Below are 23,204 nucleotides of genomic sequence, written 5' to 3'. Positions count from 1 at the left end.
TATATAAATACTGTCATATCAGTAGTTTTCGTTTATCATTTTCTCGCATACTTCCGAGTCACTTCAATCCATTAGAGTAACAAATTATACAAAAAATAATCAAGATGAATCAATATGATAACATTTTCTTATCGCTTTTTATTATTACTTTTCGTTTCCTAAATACATTATTGAAAAATATTTGCATTAAGATTGTAATTTTACAAATATACTCATTTTATAATATTTGTCTACAAGAAAATTTCGACAAATTTTCAAATATGCATTCCTGAAGTCTTTCTACGAATTAAAATTTATTTGTTTTACACACGTTTTTATAAAAATATTATTTAGCGTAAGTAATGCGATTAAATATTTTTTTATGATAAAAATAAACAAACTTAAATAAATGTAAACATGTAATTTAAGCATCTTATTTGTGATAGCATAGCGGGGTGACAAATTAAAACGAGGTGAAAAAATTGTTTTTGGTAATTTTCTTTACTGCTTTGATTTTAGTTTTGGCCATAAGAGAAATCTATGTCCATAACAAACGCATCAATAGTATTCCTGTTCGTATTAACATCAACGGGATACGTGGTAAGTCAACGATTACTCGATTGATTTACGGAATTTTACGAGAAGACCATATGAAGGTCATCGGTAAAACCACTGGAACAGATGCACGTATGCTTTACTGGTATACAGATGAAGAGTTTCCGGTTGTACGTAAACCTCAAGGTCCAAATATTGGGGAACAAAGGGATATTTTGAAAATAGTGAATAAGGAAGGCGCAGAAGCCATCGTCAATGAATGTATGGCTGTAAACCCTGACTATCAAATTATTTTCCAGAAACAACTATTAAAAGCCAATATAGGGGTCATCGTTAATGTTATGGAAGACCATATGGAAACATTAGGTCCCACCTTAGACGATGTGGCTGAATCATTTACCGCAACAATTCCTTATAATGGAAAACTTGTCGTCATGAAAGATGAATACACGGACTTTTTCAAAAAAGTTGCAGATCAACGCAATACAGAAACCATTGTCGTTGATAAAGATGACATTGATGAAGCGTTATTACGTCGCTTTGACTACATCGTCTTCCCAGACAACGTCGCCATTGCCTTAGGTGTTGCCAAAGCAGTAGGTATTAAAGAAGACAGAATGATTGATGGTATGTTGAATGCGCCGCCAGATAGTGGTGCTGTTCGCGTGAAGTACTTTGATAAAAATAATACGCAAAATGTCTTCGTCAACGCGTTTGCCGCAAATGAACCCAAATCAACAAAAGCAATTTTACAAAAAGTTATAGATTATAAATATCCATTCAAGAAGATTGTTATTATTTTAAACTGTCGTGCAGACAGACTCGATAGAACGAAATTGTTCGCAGAAAACTTCATTACAAATGTCGAATATGACACGCTCATTTGTGTCGGTAAGAGTACACAGGCTGTCACAGAAGCAATGAAAAATGAACGTCCTGATAAAAAATATTTAAACTTTGAAGGTCGTCCATTTAGTGAAGTAGAACAAGCGATTTTTGAAGAATGTCATGAAGCCTTAATTTTCACTGTCGGAAATATTCACGGCACAGGTAAACAAGTCATTAATTTAATGGAAGGGTTGGATTAATTTTGATAGGTTCAGAGTTATATTTCTCGCTATTCGTAGGTATTGTATTAAGTTTAATCTTCGCCGAAAAATTTGGAATTACGCCTGCAGGACTGGTGGTTCCGGGTTACTTGGCTTTGATATTTGATCAGCCAATCATGTTGCTTTCAATTTTAGTGATTAGCTGTCTTACATATTTCATCGTTGTCCACGGTGTAAGTCGTGTCGCTATTTTATACGGACGTCGTAAATTCGCAGCGATGATTTTAACAGGGATGATTCTTAAATTCCTCTTTGATTTAATTTATCCACTCACCCCTTTTGAAATTGTGCAGCTTTCAGGGATTGGTATCGTTATTCCTGGTATCATCGCCAACACAATTCAAAAACAAGGGACAATCACAACACTCGCATCATGTATGTTGCTGACAGGTATGACTTATATCATTCTATTCGCTTATAGCTTTATTAAGTAAAAGGGAGCTAAATTATGTCGAAAAAGAACAAATTAAATTTAGAAGAACGGATTCTCCGCAACTCTAAAACGCAAAAAAAGCACAATTCCTTATTGATGATTTTCGTGACAGTGATTGCCATTGGGTTGCTCGTCTTCTTTATGCTTACGACTAAAACTGAAGAAGTTAACGTCTTTGGTAAAGAAGATAAAGGCTTACACCTGACGTACCTCGGTAACATCACATTAAATGAAAATATTCGTCAAAACGACTTGAAAAATATGTTTAGCGCGGTCTCAGGCATTATTAAAGAAAGTGACTATGCCACAGCCAGCTTAAACGTTAACAACTTCGCAAAAGATCCAAAACGTAACATCGATAAAAACTTAAAAAATATTAATTTCTTAAACCATTTAGATCTAAGCACGATCAATTTAACAAACAACTCTGTGGACCTTGAACAAATCAAACAAATCACAAGACAAGCCGATGCCAAACATGGCTACAACTTCACAACAGGAAATGGGTCTAACCCATTAAACAGTAAAATCACAAATAAAACCGTTCATGGTAAAAAAGTGGCAAGTGTGTCGTTTACAGATGTCAGTTCAAAATACATGGACCCTCGTAAAGCCACAACGTCTATCGCCCTTGAACCTAAAATCTTTATGCCTCTCGTTCAAAGACTTAAAAAAGATAATGATGTGGTAATTGTCAATGTCGACTGGGGGATTCCTGATGAACCTAACGTGACGAACCGTCAAAAACAATACGGTCGTGCGCTCGTTGATGCGGGTGCCGATGTGGTGGTCGGTCATAATACGGTCGTTCAAAAAATCGAAAACTACAAAGGTTCAAGCATTTTTTACAGCTTAGGTAACGTGACTTCAGATAAATTCTTATCTGAAAACAAAAAAGGCATCGCTGTACAACATACAATGAATGGAGATAAAAACAAATTCCAAATCACTCCGATTCGTACGACTGGCGACCAAGTCACTAAAGACAATATGAACGCGATCGAAAAACAAAAATTCTTTAACCGTATTTCAAGCCCATCAGTTAATTTAAAAGAAACCAATGGAGGTTACACATATGAGAACTAAAAACTACATTCTTTATGGTGTTATCGTGTTGCTGATTTGCGGCATATTCTTCTTAATCATCAACAGTAATGCTAATGACACTTTAGATAAATATGAAAAACACGATTTAAAACAAGAAAGACACGTCTCACAACAACCTACCGCTAAACAAACAGAAAACAAAAGTGAAGAACTTCATGCGTCACTCAAAGAAGCTCAATCACATCCAGCTGATACGACATCGCAAAATAACCAACAGGTTGCCTTAGACGGAGGTCAATCCCATGAGTATTTACAATAAAAAATTACTCGGTGTGATTTTAATTGTCATGATTATCGCATCGGTAGGATTTTATTATCTTAATCGTGAGGAACAAGTCGATAAAGACCAATTATATGAAAATAAACTGGCATCTCAAGATTCTAACGATAACGCTATAAAATCATATGGCGTGTCGACAAACAACGAAATCGCAAGACAAGTCGGCAACAAAATTATTAAAGACGGCGGTAACTCAGCCGATGCCGCTTACGGTGTGGCTTACACATTAGCCGTGACAGAACCCTTTGCGGCAGGCTTAGGGGGCGAAGGAACAACCCTCTCATACTCTGGTCATAAAGGAGACAAACCAAAAGTCTATGATTATAATGCCGTTTCTTCTCACTATTACAAAAACGGAGACCAAATCGGGGTACCCGGCTTTGTAAGTGGGATGTCTCATATGCATGCGAAAGAAGGAAAAATGAGCGAGAAGGAAATTTTAAATTACGTCATTCCTCTTGCGGAAGATGGTTTCCAAGTCAATACAGATTTAGAAAAGATGTTGTTAAAATACAGCGCCATTGTCGATAAAAAATCACCTTTTGTCAAAGATGGCAAAGTCGTAAAAGCCGGTGACGTTGTAAAACAACCGAACTTGGCCAATACGTTAAAAACAATTCGCGATAACGGTGCAGACGGCTTTTACAAAGAGCTCGGTCCTAAAATCGCTGAACAAACAAATGGCAACTTAGACGCACAAGACTTCAAAGACTTTAAAACAAAAGAGAAAAAGCCGATTGCGACAGAATATTTAGGCAACCAAGTCTACACATCACCAAACCCAACCGGCGGTATTTTCACATTACAATCACTGAAAATCGATCAAATGATTAACGGTGAATTAAGCGAAGATACTCCACAATCTTATGTGGACGGTACTGTAAAAGCACGTAACGTGAACTTTAAAAACCGTTACATCGTCAATGACGAAAAACCGATTAAACAACAAAAACTGAACGATGCTTACCTTTCAAATCACGCAGAAGAATATAAAGACATTAAAAATAAATTTGATTTACAAGGTGAAGCCAATACAGCCGGTTCCCATTTCGTCGTTATTGATAAAGACGGCAAGATGATTAGCTCAACCAACACGTTGAATAATTTCTTTGGTAACGGTCAATATACCGAACAAGGCTTCTTCTTAAACAATGCACTTGATCGTTTCTCTAAGTCACCTTCAAGCGACAACAAAGGGGGTCCTAATAAAACCCCACGCTCTTACATCTCTCCTATGATTGTAGTAGGCGAAAATTACCACTTTGGTACAGGCACACCTGGCGGTAACAAAGTTCCAACGTTACTGCAACAAACAATGTCTCAGTATTTACGTGATAAAGGCTCACTCCAAGACATTATTGAAAAACCACGTTTTTATAACGATGGCGATACCATTTATTATGAAAATGGTATGAATGAAGACAACATTAAAGAGTTCAAAAAATTAGGTTATAAGACGCAGAACAGCTCAGATAATCCAAATTACGGTAGTGTCCAAGGAGCGGCTTACTTTAATAAAGATAAAAAAGTTGAAACCGGCCAAGACGTAGAAGTCAGATAACCAAAAAGACGACGCTCAAACGAGTGTCGTCTTTTGTTTTATCATGTTAACTTACTTTGGCATATAGCCCTTTTACTCAAAACTTCTCCATGCTTTGAAAATGTCTCTAAGCACGAGGTATGCTAGTTCACTTAAAATAACCTCCCTAAAAACCTGCACGAAAAAACTGCCTACAAAACTCATGCTTTGTAGACAGTTAAAATCCTTTTCATTGAAGCCACTTACTTTTGTTGCTTTTTAAACCGTCTCGCAATCCAAAGTGTATAGATGGTGCCAACAATGATACCGATGACTGTCACTATCCATAACAATGTTCGGTGCGGTGGCGTATACGTCAATTCGATGTGTTCTTGTCCCTTGTTAACAGGAATCACCGTCTGCATCCCATTCCCTTTTTTAACGTCCACAGATTTTCCATCCGCTGTCGCTTTAAATCCTTCAACGTAAGGGGTCGGTACGACAAGATAACCCGAATCTTGTTTATTTTTGGTAAACGCATAGCCGTCTTTTGTATTTTTGACATTTACTTTTTGTACTTCTTTCGTCGCGGATTTGAGCGTTTCATAGTTTTCACCATATATCCCTTTAAGGTGGTATCGGTACGTCCCTTTTGAAAGTTTTAATCGTAACGTCTCATCGGCTTTCACACGGAAAGTAATCGGTGTGACCGCACGACGATACGTATAATTTAGCGAACTGCGACTTTGTTTATATTCGTTCAGTGCTACTTGATGTGCTTTATCTTTCGGTGTGACCATTTCTAAATCCATTTCAACGTATAAATCTTCATTATCTTCAGCGACTGTTTTAGGAACTTTAAGTTCTAAACCACCCTCATCTTTTGCTACTTTTAAGAAACGTTGGCCTTCTTTAAAATCAGCATCTTTCGTGTTCGTTTCGACAAGGCTTTTGTAGTTGGTACTTTCTTGAATTTGACTGTTAGGTTTCGTGCCATCATTCAAGACGACCCCTTGTAACATGGCGTGTTCACGATCTATCGGTGATTTTAAATCTTTAGGGTCAAACACTTTATTTGTAATGTGGGTACTTGGATAATGAATCATGTCTTTTGAATATTGATATTGATTATCCTTTCCATCCACTATTTTTTCTGTTTCAAACCCATACGGAAGATTGTCATCTTTAGGATTTTTAAAACGATCTTTCGCATCCCATAAAGCCATTAAGTTCGCTCGATTTCCTAATAAACGATGCGTACTGTTTTTATCAATCGGCTGCGCAATTTGCATCGTTTTATCATAATAATGCAGGACATCGCCATTAAATAAACTTGAATAAATGGACAAGCCATTATATCCATAAATAAATGGCGAATTCAGCGCAGAAAATGATAAATATTCAATGCGTGAAAATGGATTTCCTTTATGCTGAATTTGGTCAAATTCTTTCTGAAGCGCTTCACTATGATATTTATCTTTTGTCATAGAGGCAATCGGTCGTTCATATATAGACATATGCGATTGGTGATAATCAACAATCATCATCGCTTGTTGTAGTAATATCAATCCAATCCATACGTAATACATGGCTCGGTGCGTCATCCATTGACGTTGCCACAATACCACACCCATAACGATGATGATAAGTAACGTCACCCACATCCAGTTCATCGTGGCATCGTAATGCGCATACATCAACGCCATGACAATGACAGTCGGTATAGCGGTCATCATCAATTGTTTGAGATGCACTTCTGAGAGATGACGTATGAATAACGCGATAAGAACGCTCGAGGATAAACATAAAATGTAAATCCAGCGCCTTGCTGGAAGTGAAAATCCATTGAAAAAGCTATCAAAATACGGGGTTAACGACCCGATTAATAAAACCCATGTGAGTATCGCAAATAAACGATAATAATAGTATTTATAAAGATTCACCGCAAATAAAGCGATAAACGTAATTGTTGAAATCGTAATATAAAAGCCGTTAGAAAAAATATGATATTTCTCCGAAAAATCAATAAACAAGGACATGCTTAAGTGCGGATTGATTTGTCGGTCATTTTCCATGACAGCTGAAATGCCTGTAAAAAAACCAATACTGCCAATCATTAAACTGATCAAGGCAGCCACTGCTAACATCCACAGTTTTTGCATACGGGAAACGATATCTTTGGAATGCGGCACAATCGTACGATAAATAAAGTAAAATCCCAGAATAATCATTTCGTAATAGGCAAAATAGAAATTCGCAAATAATGTGATTGCGATGGCGATAATAAATAGTCCTATTTTACTTTCTCTAAAAAAGCGCTCCATGCCAAGAAGTGACAATGGCAATAAGATTAAAACCTCACCATAAAAGGACCACGTAAAATTAAAATAAATCGTCACGACAGATACGGCATACATCACGGTGGCCAAAATCGCAAAAAGTCGGCGCTCTGGTTGTATGTATCGAAAACAATAGTAACTTGCAATCGTCGTAAGCAACACACGTATATATGAAAGGATGACTTGGTTTTTCGCCCAAAACGTCATCTCCTCTGTCGGCAAATGAAACATGAGGTCAAAGAGGCGTACTCCGAAAAAATAAAGCATCATTAAAGGACTCGTCGCATAGTAATAAGACAGCCCTTTCGTGTAATCGCCACCTAATCCAAAGCCGACATCATAAAAACTTTTGAATTCAGTATAGCGTGTATATAAATATTTTTGAAACGGGATCAGTTGACTAAATCCATCCCCTTTTCCAGCAAATGCGATGCCATTGACAAAGGTGTTATAAAAAAAGGGAATAAATAACACAGTTGCGAGAATCAAACTGAAAAAAGCAATTTTTAAAAATCGTTGTAGCTGTTGTTGAAAATGTCGAATGGGACTCGACCTCCTTCTCTTTCTCTGTCTATACGATTTTCAACATTGTTACGATACTATAAAACATCAGGAGATGCACTTAAAAACATGCGATTTAATACGATTTTTAAAACGTCATAAAACTGAAAAATCATACAATCTTTAGCGCTGTTTTAGAATTAAAACGTGATAAAAAATGACGATAACGCATATTTGCGTCTCGTCATCATTTTGTGATAAATGTCATACGCTTAAGCCTTTAAAGCTTCTGCCACACTACTTGTAAAATCTTGCATCGTTTGACTCCAGTTGGTTGCTTGTACGCGGGCCATTCGACTCGAGTCTCCATTTTTAAAGAAACGTTGTATGGTTTTACTTGAAATTTCTAATTGAACCCCTGCTTGACGTTGGTTCATATTCGTAATATTGTTGACCCCTTCTCCAGCAATACTACCTGTCCCTTGTTTCACTTTGAACCCTTTGTCCGACAATTTTTCTGTTATGATTTGTTTTAATTTAGTATCACGTCCACCTATGAAGACATCCGCTTCGTCTCGGCTCGTTCTGTGGACTGTAACGGTACGTTGTGACTGACCGACCATTTTTTGTGCTTTTGGTTCATCATAATTGACCGAAGTCACATGGAGCTCAGAATTATTTGCTCTTCGTAACCCTTCAAATGTATAAAAGCCTGACTGACTTTTATCAGCGATATCTTCTGCGATTTCCGATGTCCCTGGTTCAATACCTCCCCCATGCGGTGCCACAATCACTGTCGCATTTGTTTCGTCTTTCGTCCGAATTTTCCAATCTTCGCCCTCTTTTGTCGCTTTCATCAAGGCTTTCATTGATGCATAGTGATCATCTGCTTGACTTGGGGTCGAAAAGTAAGTTAAATACGCCATATTAACCCCCATTATTCCTAATATTAATAACAGTGATATTATCATTTTTTTCACGAAATAAAACACCCCACTTTTAAATTTTAATTAACTAATATAATCTACCTCCAAATCTTTACAAACAAATTTAATTGTCATTGTGTTATATATATTCACATCATTATCACATTATAATCATAAAATCAGAAATGAAGCGAATTAATTAACAAACTTTTACATTTACAGCTACTCTGTTCGTTTATTTTTTCAAGGGATCTCCTATCGAAAAGCTTTGTATATATATTATTAACCGTAAAATTTAAATGAATATTTTGTAATTCATGTTGGCCTCATACATCTTTCCCCCCTTTCATAAAAACTTCATCTTGTAAAAGATACACAATATAATGCATTCATTATGTTTGTTTAATGGCATTCCAACGCGTTTACATGAACTTTTTTTTGAGTTATTTCAAAAAATATTACGATTTCGAAGCATTGGGGTTGAAAAATAATACCTTCTATGGTAGTATACTTTATATACCAAATAGAGAAAGGTGATTATGTATGAAAAATTTAACTAAATTTGTTGCAGCAGGAGCATTAGCAGTAGGTGTAGCGTCATTTGCAAGCGGAACTTCACAAGCAGCAGGGCTTAGTCAAAAAGAATACAATGATTTAGCTTCTTCTCTAGACTATGATATTCACACAGCCACTGTTCAAACCAATGACAACGCACAAAGCACTCCTTACAAAGGGTTAAGCCAAGAAGAATATCAAAACTTAGCCTCACAATACATGTAAAAAAGAATTTTACATGTTTCGGAATTAGAATATAATTTCTAGCCAATTTTAGAAAGCCATCATAATTTATCTTCGGATAAACTATGATGGCTTTCTTGATGTAAGTTAAATAAGTAAAACTAATGTGCCAAATTTTTATAATATAGATGTGAAAAAATTTATCACCAATTTGATTGAAGACTAAGCAAAGACTTCTTAAACATCGGTCATATATATAAGTGTTTATATCCTCATCCGCTTTAATACGTCCTCGGATTTCCAATTCTAATTACCTATAAATTCCCCAAAAGCTATCATAGTGTTTCTACTTGCACACTCGTAATATTTTTGTAATAATGTAATAGAATTGTAATAACAAAAAAGAAGGTGCTTTTATGAAAAAATTCTCAAAAGTTTTACTAGCGACAACATTAGCAACTGGAACACTTTTAGGTACACAAGCAATTGCTCCTGTAGCCACTACGCACGCTGCAACAACGCCTTGGTATGTTTACAATGGTCAAACGCAATATGGAGGTGCATTTTTCTTAAACAGCCATTTTAAAAATGCGGTACAACATAGAGGCCTGTCATTTAATGGCTACAAAATTTCAGCGCCTTTCAACATGAAGAACATCAAGTATCAAAAAGTTAATGACCAAAGTATCGCTGTCGTTTCAGGCAAAACCGCAAGTAGTATTACCTTCCCTGTTTCTAAAGGCACATCCATTGAAAAAGTGAAAGCAACCTATGGAAAACCAACAAAAGTATTTGAATCTGAACAAGGCACAGTCTATCGTTACCAATACAAAAATGCGACCCTTGAATTTACAGAAGCATATCATCAAGTAACAATGATAACGGTATTCAATGGCCGCTAAACAAAAAAACCTAGAAGCAAGTTGCTTCTAGGTTTTGTTTTATTAGTGACGATCACGTGGGTCGCGACGACGTTCACGGCGCTGTTCACGACGTTCTTCTACTTCGTCATTTCTTACATAGTCTGATTTTTGTTCAGCTTGACGACGTTCAATTTCACGTTGGTCAGCATCAAATTCGCTATGTTCAAAGTGATCGTTTGCAGATGCGTTGTTATAGTGCTGATCTTCATAATGTGCATTATCATAATGATTGTTATCATAGTGATTATTGTCATAATGCGCATCTGAATAGTTGTTGTAAGCGTTATTTTGTTTTGAACCGAATAATGGTTCGTCTGTATTACCATAGTCTGGGTTGCGTTTGTCTTCTTCGATACGGTTTGAAAGACTGTTTAATTGTTTTTCAGCAAAACCGCGACCACCAATACCAAATGCGATTGCAAATGCAACAGCGACAGCACCTAAGATTAATAAGAACGCAACGTTAACAATGCTTTGTGCAAAGTTTAATTGGTCTAATGTCATAAATACAGCCACAATGATTAATAAATATTTAACCACTTGTGCAAGTAATGTATGACCTGTCGCACGGCGAACAAGTTTCGCTAAAATGTTACCACCGATAAGACCTAGACCTAAAATGATTAAACCAGAAATCACTAATGGTAAGTAACCGATGATTGCTTTACCAATACCATTTAAAATTTCTAAGTTTACTGTTGTTAATGCTTGAACAACAAAGAATAAACCGATTAATACTGTGATAATCCAACCTGTTGCTTCTGGAATATCAATACCGTCTCTTGAATTTTTACCAAAGTTCACATAGTGATTGAAACGACTTACGTTTAAGCTTGCAAGTAAGTTTTTCACTAATGAACCTAACATTTTAGCAATGAATAAACCTAATACTAAAATAATCACCGCAACAATAATGCGTGGTGCGAATTCAAATACGCTGTTCATCATACCTTTGATTGGTTCAGATACTGATTTCATACCTAACGCATCAAATACTGGCGGTAAGAATAATAAAAATACTAAGAAATAAGCTAATTTACCAAGTGTACGAATTAAACCTTCTGATTCAGAACGTTTACCTTGCTGTCCGTCATTTGGACGATTGTTAACTAAGCCTTTACGTTCTAACCATTTATCTACACCAAGTGCATTTAAACCTTTAACGATAATATTTTTCACCACTACTGCAATAATCCATGCCAATAATAAAAGTAAAATGGCACTGATTAAGTTCGGGATGAAATTGACAATTGTTTCAATTGCCCCCTTGAACGTGCTCCATACATTGTTCATATGTACAGCCTCCTTAAAATTTAATTTCTCTAACTCTTCTGTACCCTCGTTAAAGTAAAATAATCACAAAAATATAAATATTTGCTTAAACAATCTTTTTGGATTATCGTGGATGAGGTCAAACCAAAGGTATGATCAACTACGCGAAAAATCGTTATGGTTCTATCGACAATGCCATTCAATTCCGTATCCTTAACGGCTGGTGATAAGCTGTAACTATGATGTTATAAAAATAGAGATGGAGTATTTAAATAAATCATATGAAAATAGCCATCAAAATTTATGTTCGTAAATTTTGATGGCTATTCACTTATGATAAAGCTTTTGTTTGATTTTACTTCGTTTTATTCAAAGAGTTGGTAAGCTTCTCGTTGCGCGTGTAAGCCTTTTTGAAAGCGTGCGGTATACGTTTTAAAAGCATCAACGCGTGCTTCATCTGGCGGATACGTGTCTACCGCTTCATCCGTAAACACATACTGATCTAAAAATCCATCGAGTGTCAGTCTCTCTTTTTCTGACATATAGCTCGCCAATAAGGCAATCCCCCATGCCCCACCTTCATGCGCATTTTTCATCACTTGGACTGGGGTTTCAAGTGCCGCTGCTAAATCTTGCGCCACTGAGACGGTTTTTAACATGCCGCCATGCGCCGTCACCACATCAATATCCAAATATTCTTCATCACTCAATTGAGAGAGTCCTATTTTCAATGTTGTAAATGTGCTGTATACCTGACTTTTCATAAAGTTGGCCAAATTAAACTGGCTGTCACGGTGACGTAAAAAAGCCGGTGTGCCTTGTTTGACGTCTGTAATAAATTCACTCGCCACATAATTGTAGCTTAGCATTTGACCTGCATCTTCATTAGCTTGGTCCAATGCTTGGAACATCTGTTGATACAGTGTGGCTTTATCAAAATCAACATTCATAGCAGTTAACAGTTCACCAAACACCTCTGCCCAGGCATCAATTTCTGATGTGCCGTTATTTGCGTGTATCATCGCGACATCTTCACCACTCGGTGTACTCACAATATCTACTTCTGGATGAGGTCGAGACAGCGGGGCGTCTAACACAAACATCGCAAAAATACTTGTCCCTACCGACACGTTTCCTGTTTTCGGTTTCACACTATTTGTCGCCACCATGCCTGTCGCTGCATCTCCTTCAGGTGGACATAGTGGAACGCCTGCCTCAAGACGGCCAGAAGGATCAATGCGACTTGCGCCTGCTTCTGTAAGATGGCCCGCACATTCTCCTGCTTTTAAAATATGAGGTAACATCGTTTCGATTTTTTGTTCGTACCCTTCTTCTACAAGCAAACGATCATAACGATTCATTAAATCAGCGCGATAGTAGTGTTTTTCTTTATCTATCGGAAACATCCCTGAAACATCACCGATTCCACTCACATGTTCTCCTGTGAGTTGCCAATGCACATAGCCTGCCAACGTCATCAGTTTAGCGACCTCACGTGCATGAGGTTCTTTATTCATAATCGCCTGTTCAAATTGCGCAATGCTCCAACGTTCAGGCACATTCACTTGAAATTGATAGCTTAACAAGCGACTTGCAAAGTTCGCATGGTTATTACGCCACGTGCGAAACGGCACAAGCAGTTCATCTTCTCCATTAAAAGCGAGATACCCATGCATCATGCCACTAATCCCAAGGGCACGAAGTTTTGTGAGAGACGCGCCACATTGGGCTTCGATATTTTGTGCCATCAATCGATAGCTTTCTTGAATCCCTTCCCACACGGTCTCTAAATCATATGTCCAATAGCCATCCACCCATTGATTTTGCCACGTATACACACCTGATGCGATCGGTTGATAGTCCGGTCCCATTGCCACCGTTTTAATTTGCGTTGAGCCCAGTTCAATCCCTACCGTAATCTCACCTGATGTGAGCCATTGATTTATTGCATGATTTCCCAAATTTTTCACGTCCTTCGATGTAGTTCTCTCTTATGCTCGAACCATTTATATTTCTCTATGACATTAAAAAGTATATGCTGACCTACTTTACCCACAAAGCGCCGTTAACGAATCATAGTCCAAAATTCATTTTCGGTCGAACTTGACAGCGTCATATTTAGAATGAGCGTCAGCGTTTAAATGCAATTTTTACAATAATTTTGTAAAAAAGACTTAATTTCTGAGCGCATATGTTTTACATTATATTTATAAACACATATTTGGGGTATGGAAATTTAGAATACAATTTCACAGGAATAGTATACATAAATGTAAGCGTTTACCGCTAATAATTGTCTTTTCCTTATTATTATTGTTTTGTATCACCTGTGAACTGTAAAAAAGGAGTGGGAGAATTATGGATGCGATTGTAGCATTTACAGATTGGTTATGGGGTTTTCCGATTGTCGGATTGTTGCTCCTTTCAAGTTTGTTTTTAACGATTTATTTAAAAGGCGTTCAATTTCGGCATTTCAGTTACATTATGAAACAAACTTTCGGCAGTATTAACAAAGAACCTCGAGGAGAAGGGACGATCACGCCGCGCCAAGCGCTCACGTCGGCCTTATCCTCAACGGTCGGTGCAGCCAATATTGTCGGCGTTCCTACCGCCATCATGATGGGTGGCCCGGGGGCGGTCTTTTGGATGATTGTCATCGCATTTTTAGGGATGGCACTGAAATTTAGTGAAAACGTACTCGGTATTCAATATCGTGAGAAAAATGCGAAAGGTGAATTTGTCGGCGGACCAACGTACTACATGAAGAATGGCTTTAAAAATAAAAAACTCGGCATGATTTTTGCGTCGATTTTTGCCTTTGCGTTAGCGATAGAAATTATCCCAAGTGTCATGGTACAGGGACACTCTGTAGCAAGTACAGTTCATGATACTTTCAACGTCAACGAACTCATCACAGGCCTTGTGATTGCGGCACTTGCGGCACTCGTTGTGTTTGGCGGTGTCAAACGCATTGCGACATTCACTGAATTTTTAGTTCCAATTATGGTCGGCATTTATTTAATTTTAGGCTTTATCATTATTATTATGAATATTCAACATTTTCCAAGCGTCATCGCATTAATTGTTGAAAAAGCCTTCAACCCTGATGCCGCACTCGGAGGTAGCTTCGGCGCAGCACTTGCCGCAACGATTCGTTGGGGATTTGCGCGTGGGATTTATTCTAACGAAGCCGGTTTAGGGACATCCCCTATTGCACACGCTGCAGCCAAAACAGATCACCCTGTGCGACAAGCCTTCTGGGCTGTGAGTGAAATCATTGTCGACACCCTCGTAATTTGTTCAACAACGGCATTTGTGGTCTTAATGTCTGGCGTTTATACTGCAAGTGATGCCAAAGAAAAAGCAGCCGCACTTACAGCACGTGCCTATGAAGATGCCTTTGGTAGTATCGGAAGCGCAACGATTTCAATTTCGATGATTTTCTTCGTATTCTCGACAATCATCGTTGTGATGTACTACGGTTCACGCATGGCAGAATTTTTATTCGGCTTATGGGCCGGCACATTAATGAAAGTCATCTATACTGTCTCCATCGTCATCGGAGCCATCGGCGTCGGAACGCAGTTATGGAATTTGTTAGACTTGGCATTAGCCATCGTTTTAATCCCAAACATTATCGCTGTGCTCATGCTTGCGCCACAAGTCAAACGACTGACTCAAGAATTTTTTAGAGACTATAAAGGCAAGCGTGATTAATTTCTATGAGACTTATAGTTTAAGTTGTATAAAATAGCCAACAAAAATCCCCTCACTATCGCGAGTAGTGAGGGGATTGATGTATACATGCACGACATTTTTGTTAACTAACTCTAACATTGTTTAGTGGAAGCGTTAATGGTTCTATGCGATCATTAATAAATTTTCTCGGCATGGCAGTTGAAAGAGTTTGAAAGTACATTATCAATATCCACAGACTTTCCAAAAGTGGATACGATTCTAAAGGTACAGGTGTTATAATAATGAAGTCGCCTATCTCTCAGGCGTCAATTCAGACGTAGAGAGGAGGTGCATATTAGATGTTCGAAACTTTTGTTCACATCACAACCACTGTTATTAGTGGTTGTATCGTTGCTTTATTTGCGCATTGGCTACGCAACCGCAATGATAAGAAAAAATAGGCGACTATAGCCACACCAAAAATCCCCCTCACTATCGCGAGTAGTGAGGGGGATTGGTGCATATTATGCACGAAACTTTTGTTGAATAAATTATAACACTGTCTAGTGGGAAAATGCAAAAAATATTGAGCCATTCTAGATCAATTACGTGAACTCACGCTTAAACTCCTATCGATACAACCCCTAAGATACAGGTGCTATAATAATGTAAACACACCTCCTCTCAGACGTCAATTTAGACGTAGAAAGGAAGTGTAAAATCCTTGTGCACATCATGTCTACAGTCATCAGTAGTTGGATTGTCGAATTAATTTCGTGTTGGCTACGCAATCACAACAATATGATAAACTAGGCGACTATAGCCACACCAAAAATCCCCCTCACTACCACGAGTAGTAAAGGGGGTGCATCATGCACGACGTCTTTGTTAAATGCGTCATAACACGTTATCGTGTGAAAATGCCAAAACAAAAAATCGTCTATTTCTATTTTTCTATTTGAACGCCTTGTGATTTTGGTATTAGAAAGGCAACGAGTAAAAATGAGATAAAGGCGATGATCACGTTAAACCATAATCCAAACATTGCCCCTGTTTGAAGGTTAAATGCGGATGTGCCAATCGCAAAGATCGTTGTCGAAATCGCAATACCAAAGGCATTTCCGAGGGAAGAAGACATTTTATATATACCTGAGGCCATACCAATATGTTCTTCGCTCGCATTCGCAATGGCGGTATCCATGGAAGGTGTCGCATATAAACCGAGACCTAAACCGTAAATGAAGTAGCCGATTACACAGGCAATGACATATGCCGTTGTTGGTAAAAATGTGAGAGAGATTAAAATAATCCCCACCATATTCAATAAGCTACCAATATACATCGGTTTTTGCGCCCCAAGGTGTTGTAAGATTTTTTCACCGACACGAATTGTAATCAAGACCATGACTAAGTATGTAATCGATAAATAGCCCGCTTGTGCTGATGTAAATCCTTTGTCTTCTTGAACGAAAGTGTTGCCGACAATTAATGTCCCTGCGACAGCGTTCATTAAAAAGTTAGATAATGTCGCACCAGTGTATCCTTTATCTTTAAAGATTTCAAAGTCGACTAATGGACTTTTACGTTTTTTCTCAAGAATAATAAAGACGACAATTGAAATGATAAAGACCGCAATCAATGACAAGATAAACGGTGAACCGAAGCCATAATCAGAACTTTGTGTAATAATTAAGTTTAAACTTAAAATAAACACTAAGAATAAGACTAAACCGACAAAGTCGAATTTTTGACTTGTCACTTCTTTACGACGTGGCACTTCTGGTGTACCTTTAATTAAAATCATTGATAAAATCGCAACGACAATGGAAATAATAAAGATCCAACGCCATCCTAAAAATGTATCGGTCATTCCACCGAAGAATGAGGCGATACCGCCACCCCCCCATGAACCGATAGACCAATAGCTTAACGCCGCTTGACGATGGCGTCCATGGTAGTAAGCTTTAATAATAGACAATGTGGCCGGCATCACAAATGCGGCAGAGAGTCCTTGAATCCCACGACCAATAATCATAGGCCAAATATGGGGTGAAAATACAATAACTAATGAACCTATCACACTGAGGACTAACCCGACATACGTCATTTTAACGTGACCGTATTTATCTGCAATACCGCCAGCCCCTACAACAAACATCCCTGAAAAGAGTGATGTCAGACTGACTGCGACGTTAATTAACCCAAAGTTTGTACCGAGTTCTTTGTGAAGTGTCGGCACAACATTCACTAATGATAACGCAAATAACCAAAACGTAATAACCCCGAGAACGATCCCTAATATTAATCGTCCTGTTCCTTCATACTCTGAATTGTGTTCCATTATTTCATCATATCCCTTTAGTAAATTTGGAGCATCAAGCGTAATACATAAAATATATGATGCTACTTCTTTTGTGCTTTGTCAAAATAAATCCGTTTTTACACCCTACAATTAATGATTTATCGACGCGCGTGACGAAACGCTTTGACTAAAGAAGCTGATCCACACATTGTCCCATATCCAATGCGCGAATGCACCCGAAACGTAAACGCTTTCAACTCTATTAAGGAGAAGAGGCGACCTTAAGCCTGAGATCGCAACTTAAGCTCCCCCTTCTCCTTCCTCCGGTAACTTATGCGTCTATTTTCTATTGAATGCTAATGGGGTTGATTCCAAAGTGATGTCAAAGTTCCGTTCAATTCTATTATGCTAAATATTTAGTAAATAAATCAACATAATAGTCTATAAATCCTAAATAAGACGTTTTTCTCACACGTTCATTCACTTGGTGAGCACGTTCACCTGGACCAAACATCATAAATGAGAAGTTTTCATCCTTGCCACGTAATAAGTTTGAAGCATCTGTTACACCGACTGTTGGTGACACGATGACTTCGTGGTCAAAGTGTTGACCTGCAGTTTCAACACCTAAACGCACAAGGTCGTTGTCACCTGTAGTTAATACAGGGTCAAGATCGAGATAGACGTCTTGTTCAAGGTTTGCGCCGTTGTTGTTCATTTGATCTAAATATTTATTGAATAAAGCTTTAACTTGTTCGTTGTCATATTCTGGAACAGTACGTACGTTAAATTCTGCTGTCGCTTGACTTGGGACAGAGTTCACTTGTGTACCGCCGTTAAAGATAGTATTTGTAATGACTAAACCGTATAAAATGCGAGACACTTCGTCCATGTCCATTTCTTCAGCTAATCTTGGTTTAATATGTTCTAAAAATGTATCGAAGTTTAAACGCTCACATTGTAATTCTTTAGTAATGCTGTCAAATTCATCATCAATGTGTTGAACAAATTGCATTAATGGTTTAATCGCATTTTGACCGATGACTGGCATAGAACTGTGGGCAGCACTACCATTTGATGTGATGCGGAAGTCCATAGATCCTTTGTGCGCATATACGAGCATTTTTTCTGATGGCTCTGCAATTACTAGCGCATCTACGTCATCCATTTCACCATTTTCGTACAATTGTTTTGAACCAAGTTGTTCCATTTCTTCGCCAGTTGTCGCCATAAATTTAATTTTTCCTTTTTTCAAAGCGCCACTTTCTTTAATTTCAATCATAGCTAAAGCTAATGCGACAAGGCCAGATTTCATATCTCCAGCACCACGTCCATAAAGGTAACCTTCTTCTTCAGTTAAAGTAAATGGATCGTATGTCCATTGATCGTGATCTCCTTCAGCTACAACGTCCATGTGACCTGAAATCCCTAATACAGGAGATCCTTCACCAATTTCTGCGATGAGGTTGGCACGTTGTCCTTTAACCATGTCAATACGTGATTCGATGCCATGTTTTTCAAATAAGTCTTTAAAGTAATGGCACACTTCTAACTCATTGTCATTCACAGTTTTAATGCCTACAACATCTTTTAAAATTTGTACCTTTTCTTCATTTGTAAATACACTCATTTGTTACATCCTTTCTGATTGAAATTAGTTTACTGATTTTGCTTTTGTTTCTTTAATAAAGAGTGAAAGAATAAATCCAATGACGATTAAGACTGTTGTGAAGACGAATGCAGCGTCAACACCGCTAATTGTGGCTTGACGTAACGCCCCTGCTGAAGAACCATGTTCAGCCATGAAGTTACGTGACACAATTGAAAGTACTGTAATACTGATTGCTGTCCCAATCGCACCGGCAATAATACGGAGTGAGTTCATAATCGCATTACCGTGTGAAACTTCTTTGTTTTCTAAAGCATTCAAACCTGCTGTATTGAGTGGCATCATGAGTAGCGCTACTGAGAACATCCGTATCGCATAAATTAAAACGACATACCAAAACGGTGTATGTGCCGTTAAGAAAATATGCAAGATGGTCATAATAATTAATAAAATAAATCCCGGAATGACGAGGACTTTTACACCATATTTATCATAGATTTTACCTGTGTATGTGGACATAAACGCATTGACCACCGCACCCGGTAAAATAACAATCCCTGATAAAAAGGCGGATAATCCAAGTCCTGTTTGGACATAAATTGGGATTAATAATGCGGGTCCAACAATTCCAATGTAAATTATCATGGATGCAATAGCTGATAAAGTAAATGTTTTGTTTTTGAACACAGCCATACTTAATAGAGGATTATCAATACGTAATTGACGCATTGTAAAGATGGCTACTATTGCTATACCCAAAATCAAGCTGATGATAAATAAAGGAGAAAGTGGTCCAACATGTCCTACGATACTGAACGCATAAAGGATAAGTCCAAATCCAATCGTAGAATAAACGACTGAACGTTTATCAAGCACTGTCGGTTTAGATTGACCTAAATTTTCCACATAGAAAATTCCCACTACAAAGGCGATTAATGAAATGACCGCAACGACGATAAATGGCAAATGCCAACTTGAAAAGTCGATGAGCACCCCTGTAAGTGTTGGTCCAATCGCAGGTGCAGATTGTGCGACGATTCCTGTAAGCCCCATCGCAAATCCTCTTTTTTCAACTGGGAACACCATAAATACGATAAATTGCATTAATGGTAATAAAATTCCGGCACCAATCGCTTGTACCACACGAGCCACCATTAAAATACTAAATGATGGTGCGAATGCCGCTACAATAGATCCAATTAAAAAGGCAGCCATTGAAAAAATGTAAAGCTGTCTTGTCGAATATTTATCAATTAAAAAAGCCGTCAACGGAATCATAATACCGTTCACAAGCATAAATCCTGTTATCAGCCATTGTGCAGTCGTTTCTGGAATTCCTAAGTCTGCAATCATTGCTGGTAACGCTGTATTTAAGATTGTTTGATTTAACATCGCTACAAATGCACTTAAAAGCATAATCGTAACGATTAAATTTCGTTTGCCTTTCGTCAAGCCTTCTGACAAATTGTTAACCCCCATTCATTATTATTTTCACAAAATATATTTTAACGTTTTGTAGTTAGCGAAGCAAACCATTTATTCGTAAATCTAGTTACACGGAACTTTATTATAAATTTGGTAACTTTTCGTCCATTTGATTGACATCCTTAAAAATTAAATTTACGCTAGATTCAAACATCAGTCTATCTAAGGGGGAATTACTATGAAGCATATCGCAATTGCCGGCGCGGGTGCCATGGGTGGCCGCATCGGAAGTCAACTCAAAAAAGCAGGTTATGACGTGACCCTTATTGATTTTTGGGAAGCGCACGTCAACGCCATCAATGCCAACGGACTTGAAATTCAAACTGAAACAGAGACTTATAGCATCGACATTCCCGCATGCCTACCTGAAGATGCTGACAAGGCCTATGATTTAATCGTCATTTTAACGAAAGCCATGCAATCTGAAGCCATGATTCAAGCCTTACTCGATCGTGGTGCGATTCATGAAGATACTGCGATTCTGACAATGATGAACGGACTCGGTCACGATGAACGTTTTGCCAACATCGTCCCTAAATCACAAGTCTTTTTAGCAGTTACGATGTGGACAGCAGGACTTCGTGGACCTGGTCAAATTTTATTAGAAGGGACTGGCCGTATTGATTTACAACGTGCAGATGGTGCCTCAGATACACGTACCGAAGCCATCGCAGACATGTTCAACAAAGCGGACTTGAATGCCCATGTGAGTGGCAACGTCCTTCAAACCGTATGGACAAAAGCAACATTAAATAGTGTGCTCAACCCACTCTGTACGATTCTCGACAAAACCATTTTCGAATTTGGCGAGTACAAAGATGCGCGCAAACAAATCGAACCGATTGTTGAAGAAATCGTCAATGTCGCACGTGCCAAAGAAATCACACTCGACAAAGACACACTCATTCAAAAAATAGAAGGTGCCTACCCGAAAGAAACACAAGGTTTACACTATCCATCGATGCATCAAGATTTATATCATGGACGTTACACAGAGGTGGATTACTTAAACGGTCAGATTAGTGCTTATGGTCGCGAATTCGGAATTGGCACACCGAACAATGATATGCTGACACATTTGATTCACCAACTTGAAATGGCGCACGTTAAAGCTTAAAAACAAACACCCCATCTTCCAAACGGATGGGGTGTTTGTGTGTATTTTGAAGTATTTTGAAGCATTTCATGTTTTAGCATCTTCATCTGTCCATTGTGCGACCCAAGGGTTTAGAGCGTGATTGATGATTTTGTGGCTACGTGTGGTTTCAATCCAACTTGTAGGGATGGCCTCTACGCCAAGTTCAAGCCCTTTCAATTGTCCTACTAGCGAGGCAATCGTATCGGTATCCTCACCTAACGCCACTGCTGCCAATGTCGCAGAATCAAAATCTTCATATTTAAGTGCGCACCAAATCATCGCTTGAAACGTATCAACGACGTAACCAGAAGACGCAATCTCTGTGCGTGCACGCTTGTCAAAATCAGGTTGAAAGACGGCTTCGTAATGCGTCGTATATTCGTGTTGGGCCTCAGCGTGATTTTCGAAAAACGGCTGTACCTTATCTCTGACACTGGACAGTGCTTCTTTAAGCGACATGCCATCTACGAGATGTTCTAACACCACTAAATATAAAAATGAAGCGACAATCGAACGCATATGCCCATGCGTTAACGACGAATAACGTTCAGCAATTTGAAATTGAACGTCTAACGGTTGGTGATACGTCAATGAAAGCACGGGGGCAATACGCATTAAGGCGCCGTTACCATTCGCATATTCAGACTTTGGCCCACATACCGTCGCTGCTAGACCTGAACGTGACCACGTACGCAATGCTTCTGACGTTTGATTCCCTATATCAAACATCCCTGAAGGCGTCGTCATATAATCTTTTGTCGTCCAAGCCACAAATTTCTGCATTAAATCCTCTAAATCCGTCTGTTCATTTAAATGGGCCAATGTACAAAGTGTCATGGACGTATCGTCAGACCACGTGCCTGGCGGTAAATCATACGTGCCATAACCGACCATATCTGTCACAGAAAAACTATCTCTTGTACGAAATTCAAAAGGCACACCGAGCGCATCTCCCACAATGCCTCCCCATATTAATCCTTTTAACTGATTGACCAGCATCGTCAACACACCCTTTCTCCATCGATAGGCTCTTTTATTTATTATATACACTAAAAATCATGAAAAACACAGACTTTGTGTTATTTTTTATGCCGATATAATTTTCATATTTAATGTGAAAAATGCGACGCTTAAGCGCTTCTTCTCGCTACCAACTTAATAATGGACACATTTTCATTAAGTTTTTAGAAAAATCCGAAAATTTATGTTGCATTCTTTATCGAAAGGCTTTATAATCAAATCATAGAAAATATTTAGTTTTGTTACACTTAATTTCAGACATAACTTATGTTTTCTTAGCACATGTCATCT

Annotated in this window: 19 protein-coding genes and 1 pseudogene; 12 read left to right on the top strand and 8 right to left on the bottom strand. The window is 38.2% G+C overall.

What is annotated here, in order from left to right; all coding sequences use genetic code 11:
• The first annotated feature begins 461 nt into the window (after positions 1-461).
• From pgsB to PYW36_RS01105, 5 genes are read left to right on the top strand one after another with little or no spacing between them, the layout of a single operon-like run.
• Positions 462-1,622 (top strand): poly-gamma-glutamate synthase PgsB, encoded by a 1,161-nt coding sequence (gene pgsB, locus PYW36_RS01125; protein WP_103159494.1) that lies wholly within the window; start codon positions 462-464, stop codon positions 1,620-1,622.
• A gap of 2 nt (positions 1,623-1,624) precedes the next feature.
• Entirely contained in the window at positions 1,625-2,077 is a 453-nt protein-coding gene (pgsC, locus tag PYW36_RS01120) for a poly-gamma-glutamate biosynthesis protein PgsC (RefSeq protein WP_037577418.1), read from the top strand.
• A gap of 14 nt (positions 2,078-2,091) precedes the next feature.
• The gene (locus tag PYW36_RS01115; protein ID WP_103159493.1) at positions 2,092-3,162 is read left to right on the top strand and encodes a CapA family protein; all 1,071 of its coding nucleotides are present in this window, start codon (positions 2,092-2,094) and stop codon (positions 3,160-3,162) included.
• A complete protein-coding gene (locus PYW36_RS01110; RefSeq protein ID WP_037577412.1) occupies positions 3,152-3,442 on the top strand; it encodes a hypothetical protein in 291 nt (96 codons plus the stop codon). Before PYW36_RS01115 ends, PYW36_RS01110 begins: the two co-directional genes overlap by 11 nt.
• Positions 3,426-5,024, top strand: coding sequence for a gamma-glutamyltransferase (locus tag PYW36_RS01105; RefSeq protein WP_103159492.1), 1,599 nt, complete (start codon positions 3,426-3,428; stop codon positions 5,022-5,024). The genes PYW36_RS01110 and PYW36_RS01105 overlap by 17 nt, the downstream gene beginning before the upstream one ends.
• 221 nt (positions 5,025-5,245) lie before the next feature.
• Here the strand turns inward: PYW36_RS01105 and PYW36_RS01100 are convergent, their stop codons facing one another.
• Positions 5,246-7,810 carry a YfhO family protein gene (locus tag PYW36_RS01100; protein WP_229717303.1) on the bottom strand — a complete coding sequence of 855 codons (2,565 nt, stop codon included), beginning with the start codon at positions 7,808-7,810 and terminating at the stop codon, positions 5,246-5,248.
• 284 nt (positions 7,811-8,094) lie between these two features.
• Entirely contained in the window at positions 8,095-8,748 is a 654-nt protein-coding gene (locus tag PYW36_RS01095) for a poly-gamma-glutamate hydrolase family protein (protein ID WP_172458424.1), read from the bottom strand.
• 543 nt (positions 8,749-9,291) lie between these two features.
• On the opposite strand from PYW36_RS01095, the gene PYW36_RS01090 reads away from it, so the two are divergent.
• Both PYW36_RS01090 and isaB read left to right on the top strand, forming a co-directional pair.
• Positions 9,292-9,528: a hypothetical protein gene (locus PYW36_RS01090; RefSeq protein ID WP_037577403.1), complete on the top strand. Its 237-nt coding sequence runs from the start codon at positions 9,292-9,294 to the stop codon at positions 9,526-9,528.
• A gap of 374 nt (positions 9,529-9,902) precedes the next feature.
• The gene (gene isaB / locus PYW36_RS01085) at positions 9,903-10,388 is read left to right on the top strand and encodes an immunodominant staphylococcal antigen IsaB family protein (protein ID WP_103158953.1); all 486 of its coding nucleotides are present in this window, start codon (positions 9,903-9,905) and stop codon (positions 10,386-10,388) included.
• 42 nt (positions 10,389-10,430) lie between these two features.
• Here the strand turns inward: isaB and PYW36_RS01080 are convergent, their stop codons facing one another.
• Complete coding sequence (locus PYW36_RS01080; protein WP_069191686.1) at positions 10,431-11,702, bottom strand: mechanosensitive ion channel; 1,272 nt, start codon at positions 11,700-11,702, stop codon at positions 10,431-10,433.
• A 119-nt stretch (positions 11,703-11,821) separates the two neighbouring features.
• On the opposite strand from PYW36_RS01080, the pseudogene PYW36_RS11425 reads away from it, so the two are divergent.
• Positions 11,822-11,908: pseudogene (locus PYW36_RS11425) on the top strand (aggregation-promoting factor C-terminal-like domain-containing protein); the annotation flags it as partial.
• A 138-nt stretch (positions 11,909-12,046) separates the two neighbouring features.
• Here PYW36_RS11425 and PYW36_RS01075 read toward each other — a convergent pair.
• Positions 12,047-13,642 carry an FGGY-family carbohydrate kinase gene (locus PYW36_RS01075; protein WP_103158952.1) on the bottom strand — a complete coding sequence of 532 codons (1,596 nt, stop codon included), beginning with the start codon at positions 13,640-13,642 and terminating at the stop codon, positions 12,047-12,049.
• Positions 13,643-14,039: 397 nt separating this feature from the next.
• Between PYW36_RS01075 and PYW36_RS01070 the strand changes: the two genes are divergently transcribed.
• From PYW36_RS01070 to PYW36_RS01060, 3 genes are all read left to right on the top strand, one after another.
• The gene (locus PYW36_RS01070) at positions 14,040-15,398 is read left to right on the top strand and encodes an alanine/glycine:cation symporter family protein (RefSeq protein ID WP_103158951.1); all 1,359 of its coding nucleotides are present in this window, start codon (positions 14,040-14,042) and stop codon (positions 15,396-15,398) included.
• Between the two features lie 320 nt (positions 15,399-15,718).
• On the top strand, positions 15,719-15,820 hold the full coding sequence (locus PYW36_RS01065) for a type I toxin-antitoxin system Fst family toxin (protein WP_107358294.1): 102 nt from the start codon (positions 15,719-15,721) through the stop codon (positions 15,818-15,820).
• 265 nt (positions 15,821-16,085) lie between these two features.
• A complete protein-coding gene (locus tag PYW36_RS01060; protein ID WP_375713371.1) occupies positions 16,086-16,172 on the top strand; it encodes a hypothetical protein in 87 nt (28 codons plus the stop codon).
• 133 nt (positions 16,173-16,305) lie between these two features.
• On the opposite strand, the gene PYW36_RS01055 is transcribed toward PYW36_RS01060, so the two are convergent.
• The 3 genes from PYW36_RS01055 to PYW36_RS01045 form a co-directional block, all read right to left on the bottom strand.
• Positions 16,306-17,700 carry an MFS transporter gene (locus PYW36_RS01055; RefSeq protein WP_103158950.1) on the bottom strand — a complete coding sequence of 465 codons (1,395 nt, stop codon included), beginning with the start codon at positions 17,698-17,700 and terminating at the stop codon, positions 16,306-16,308.
• A gap of 364 nt (positions 17,701-18,064) precedes the next feature.
• Complete coding sequence (locus PYW36_RS01050; protein WP_103158949.1) at positions 18,065-19,291, bottom strand: ArgE/DapE family deacylase; 1,227 nt, start codon at positions 19,289-19,291, stop codon at positions 18,065-18,067.
• A gap of 24 nt (positions 19,292-19,315) precedes the next feature.
• Positions 19,316-20,749 carry an MDR family MFS transporter gene (locus PYW36_RS01045; protein WP_172458423.1) on the bottom strand — a complete coding sequence of 478 codons (1,434 nt, stop codon included), beginning with the start codon at positions 20,747-20,749 and terminating at the stop codon, positions 19,316-19,318.
• A gap of 184 nt (positions 20,750-20,933) precedes the next feature.
• Here PYW36_RS01045 and PYW36_RS01040 point away from each other — a divergent pair, with 184 nt between their 5' ends.
• Positions 20,934-21,872, top strand: coding sequence for a ketopantoate reductase family protein (locus PYW36_RS01040; protein WP_103158948.1), 939 nt, complete (start codon positions 20,934-20,936; stop codon positions 21,870-21,872).
• A gap of 66 nt (positions 21,873-21,938) precedes the next feature.
• Here the strand turns inward: PYW36_RS01040 and PYW36_RS01035 are convergent, their stop codons facing one another.
• Positions 21,939-22,892 (bottom strand): ADP-ribosylglycohydrolase family protein, encoded by a 954-nt coding sequence (locus PYW36_RS01035; RefSeq protein WP_103158947.1) that lies wholly within the window; start codon positions 22,890-22,892, stop codon positions 21,939-21,941.
• Positions 22,893-23,204 lie beyond the last annotated feature (312 nt).

This window comes from Staphylococcus chromogenes (assembly GCF_029024625.1).
Taxonomy (GTDB): Bacteria; Bacillota; Bacilli; order Staphylococcales; family Staphylococcaceae; genus Staphylococcus; species Staphylococcus chromogenes.
Note: the sequence above shows the minus strand (reverse complement) of the source record. Positions and strands in the feature narration are given on the sequence as shown.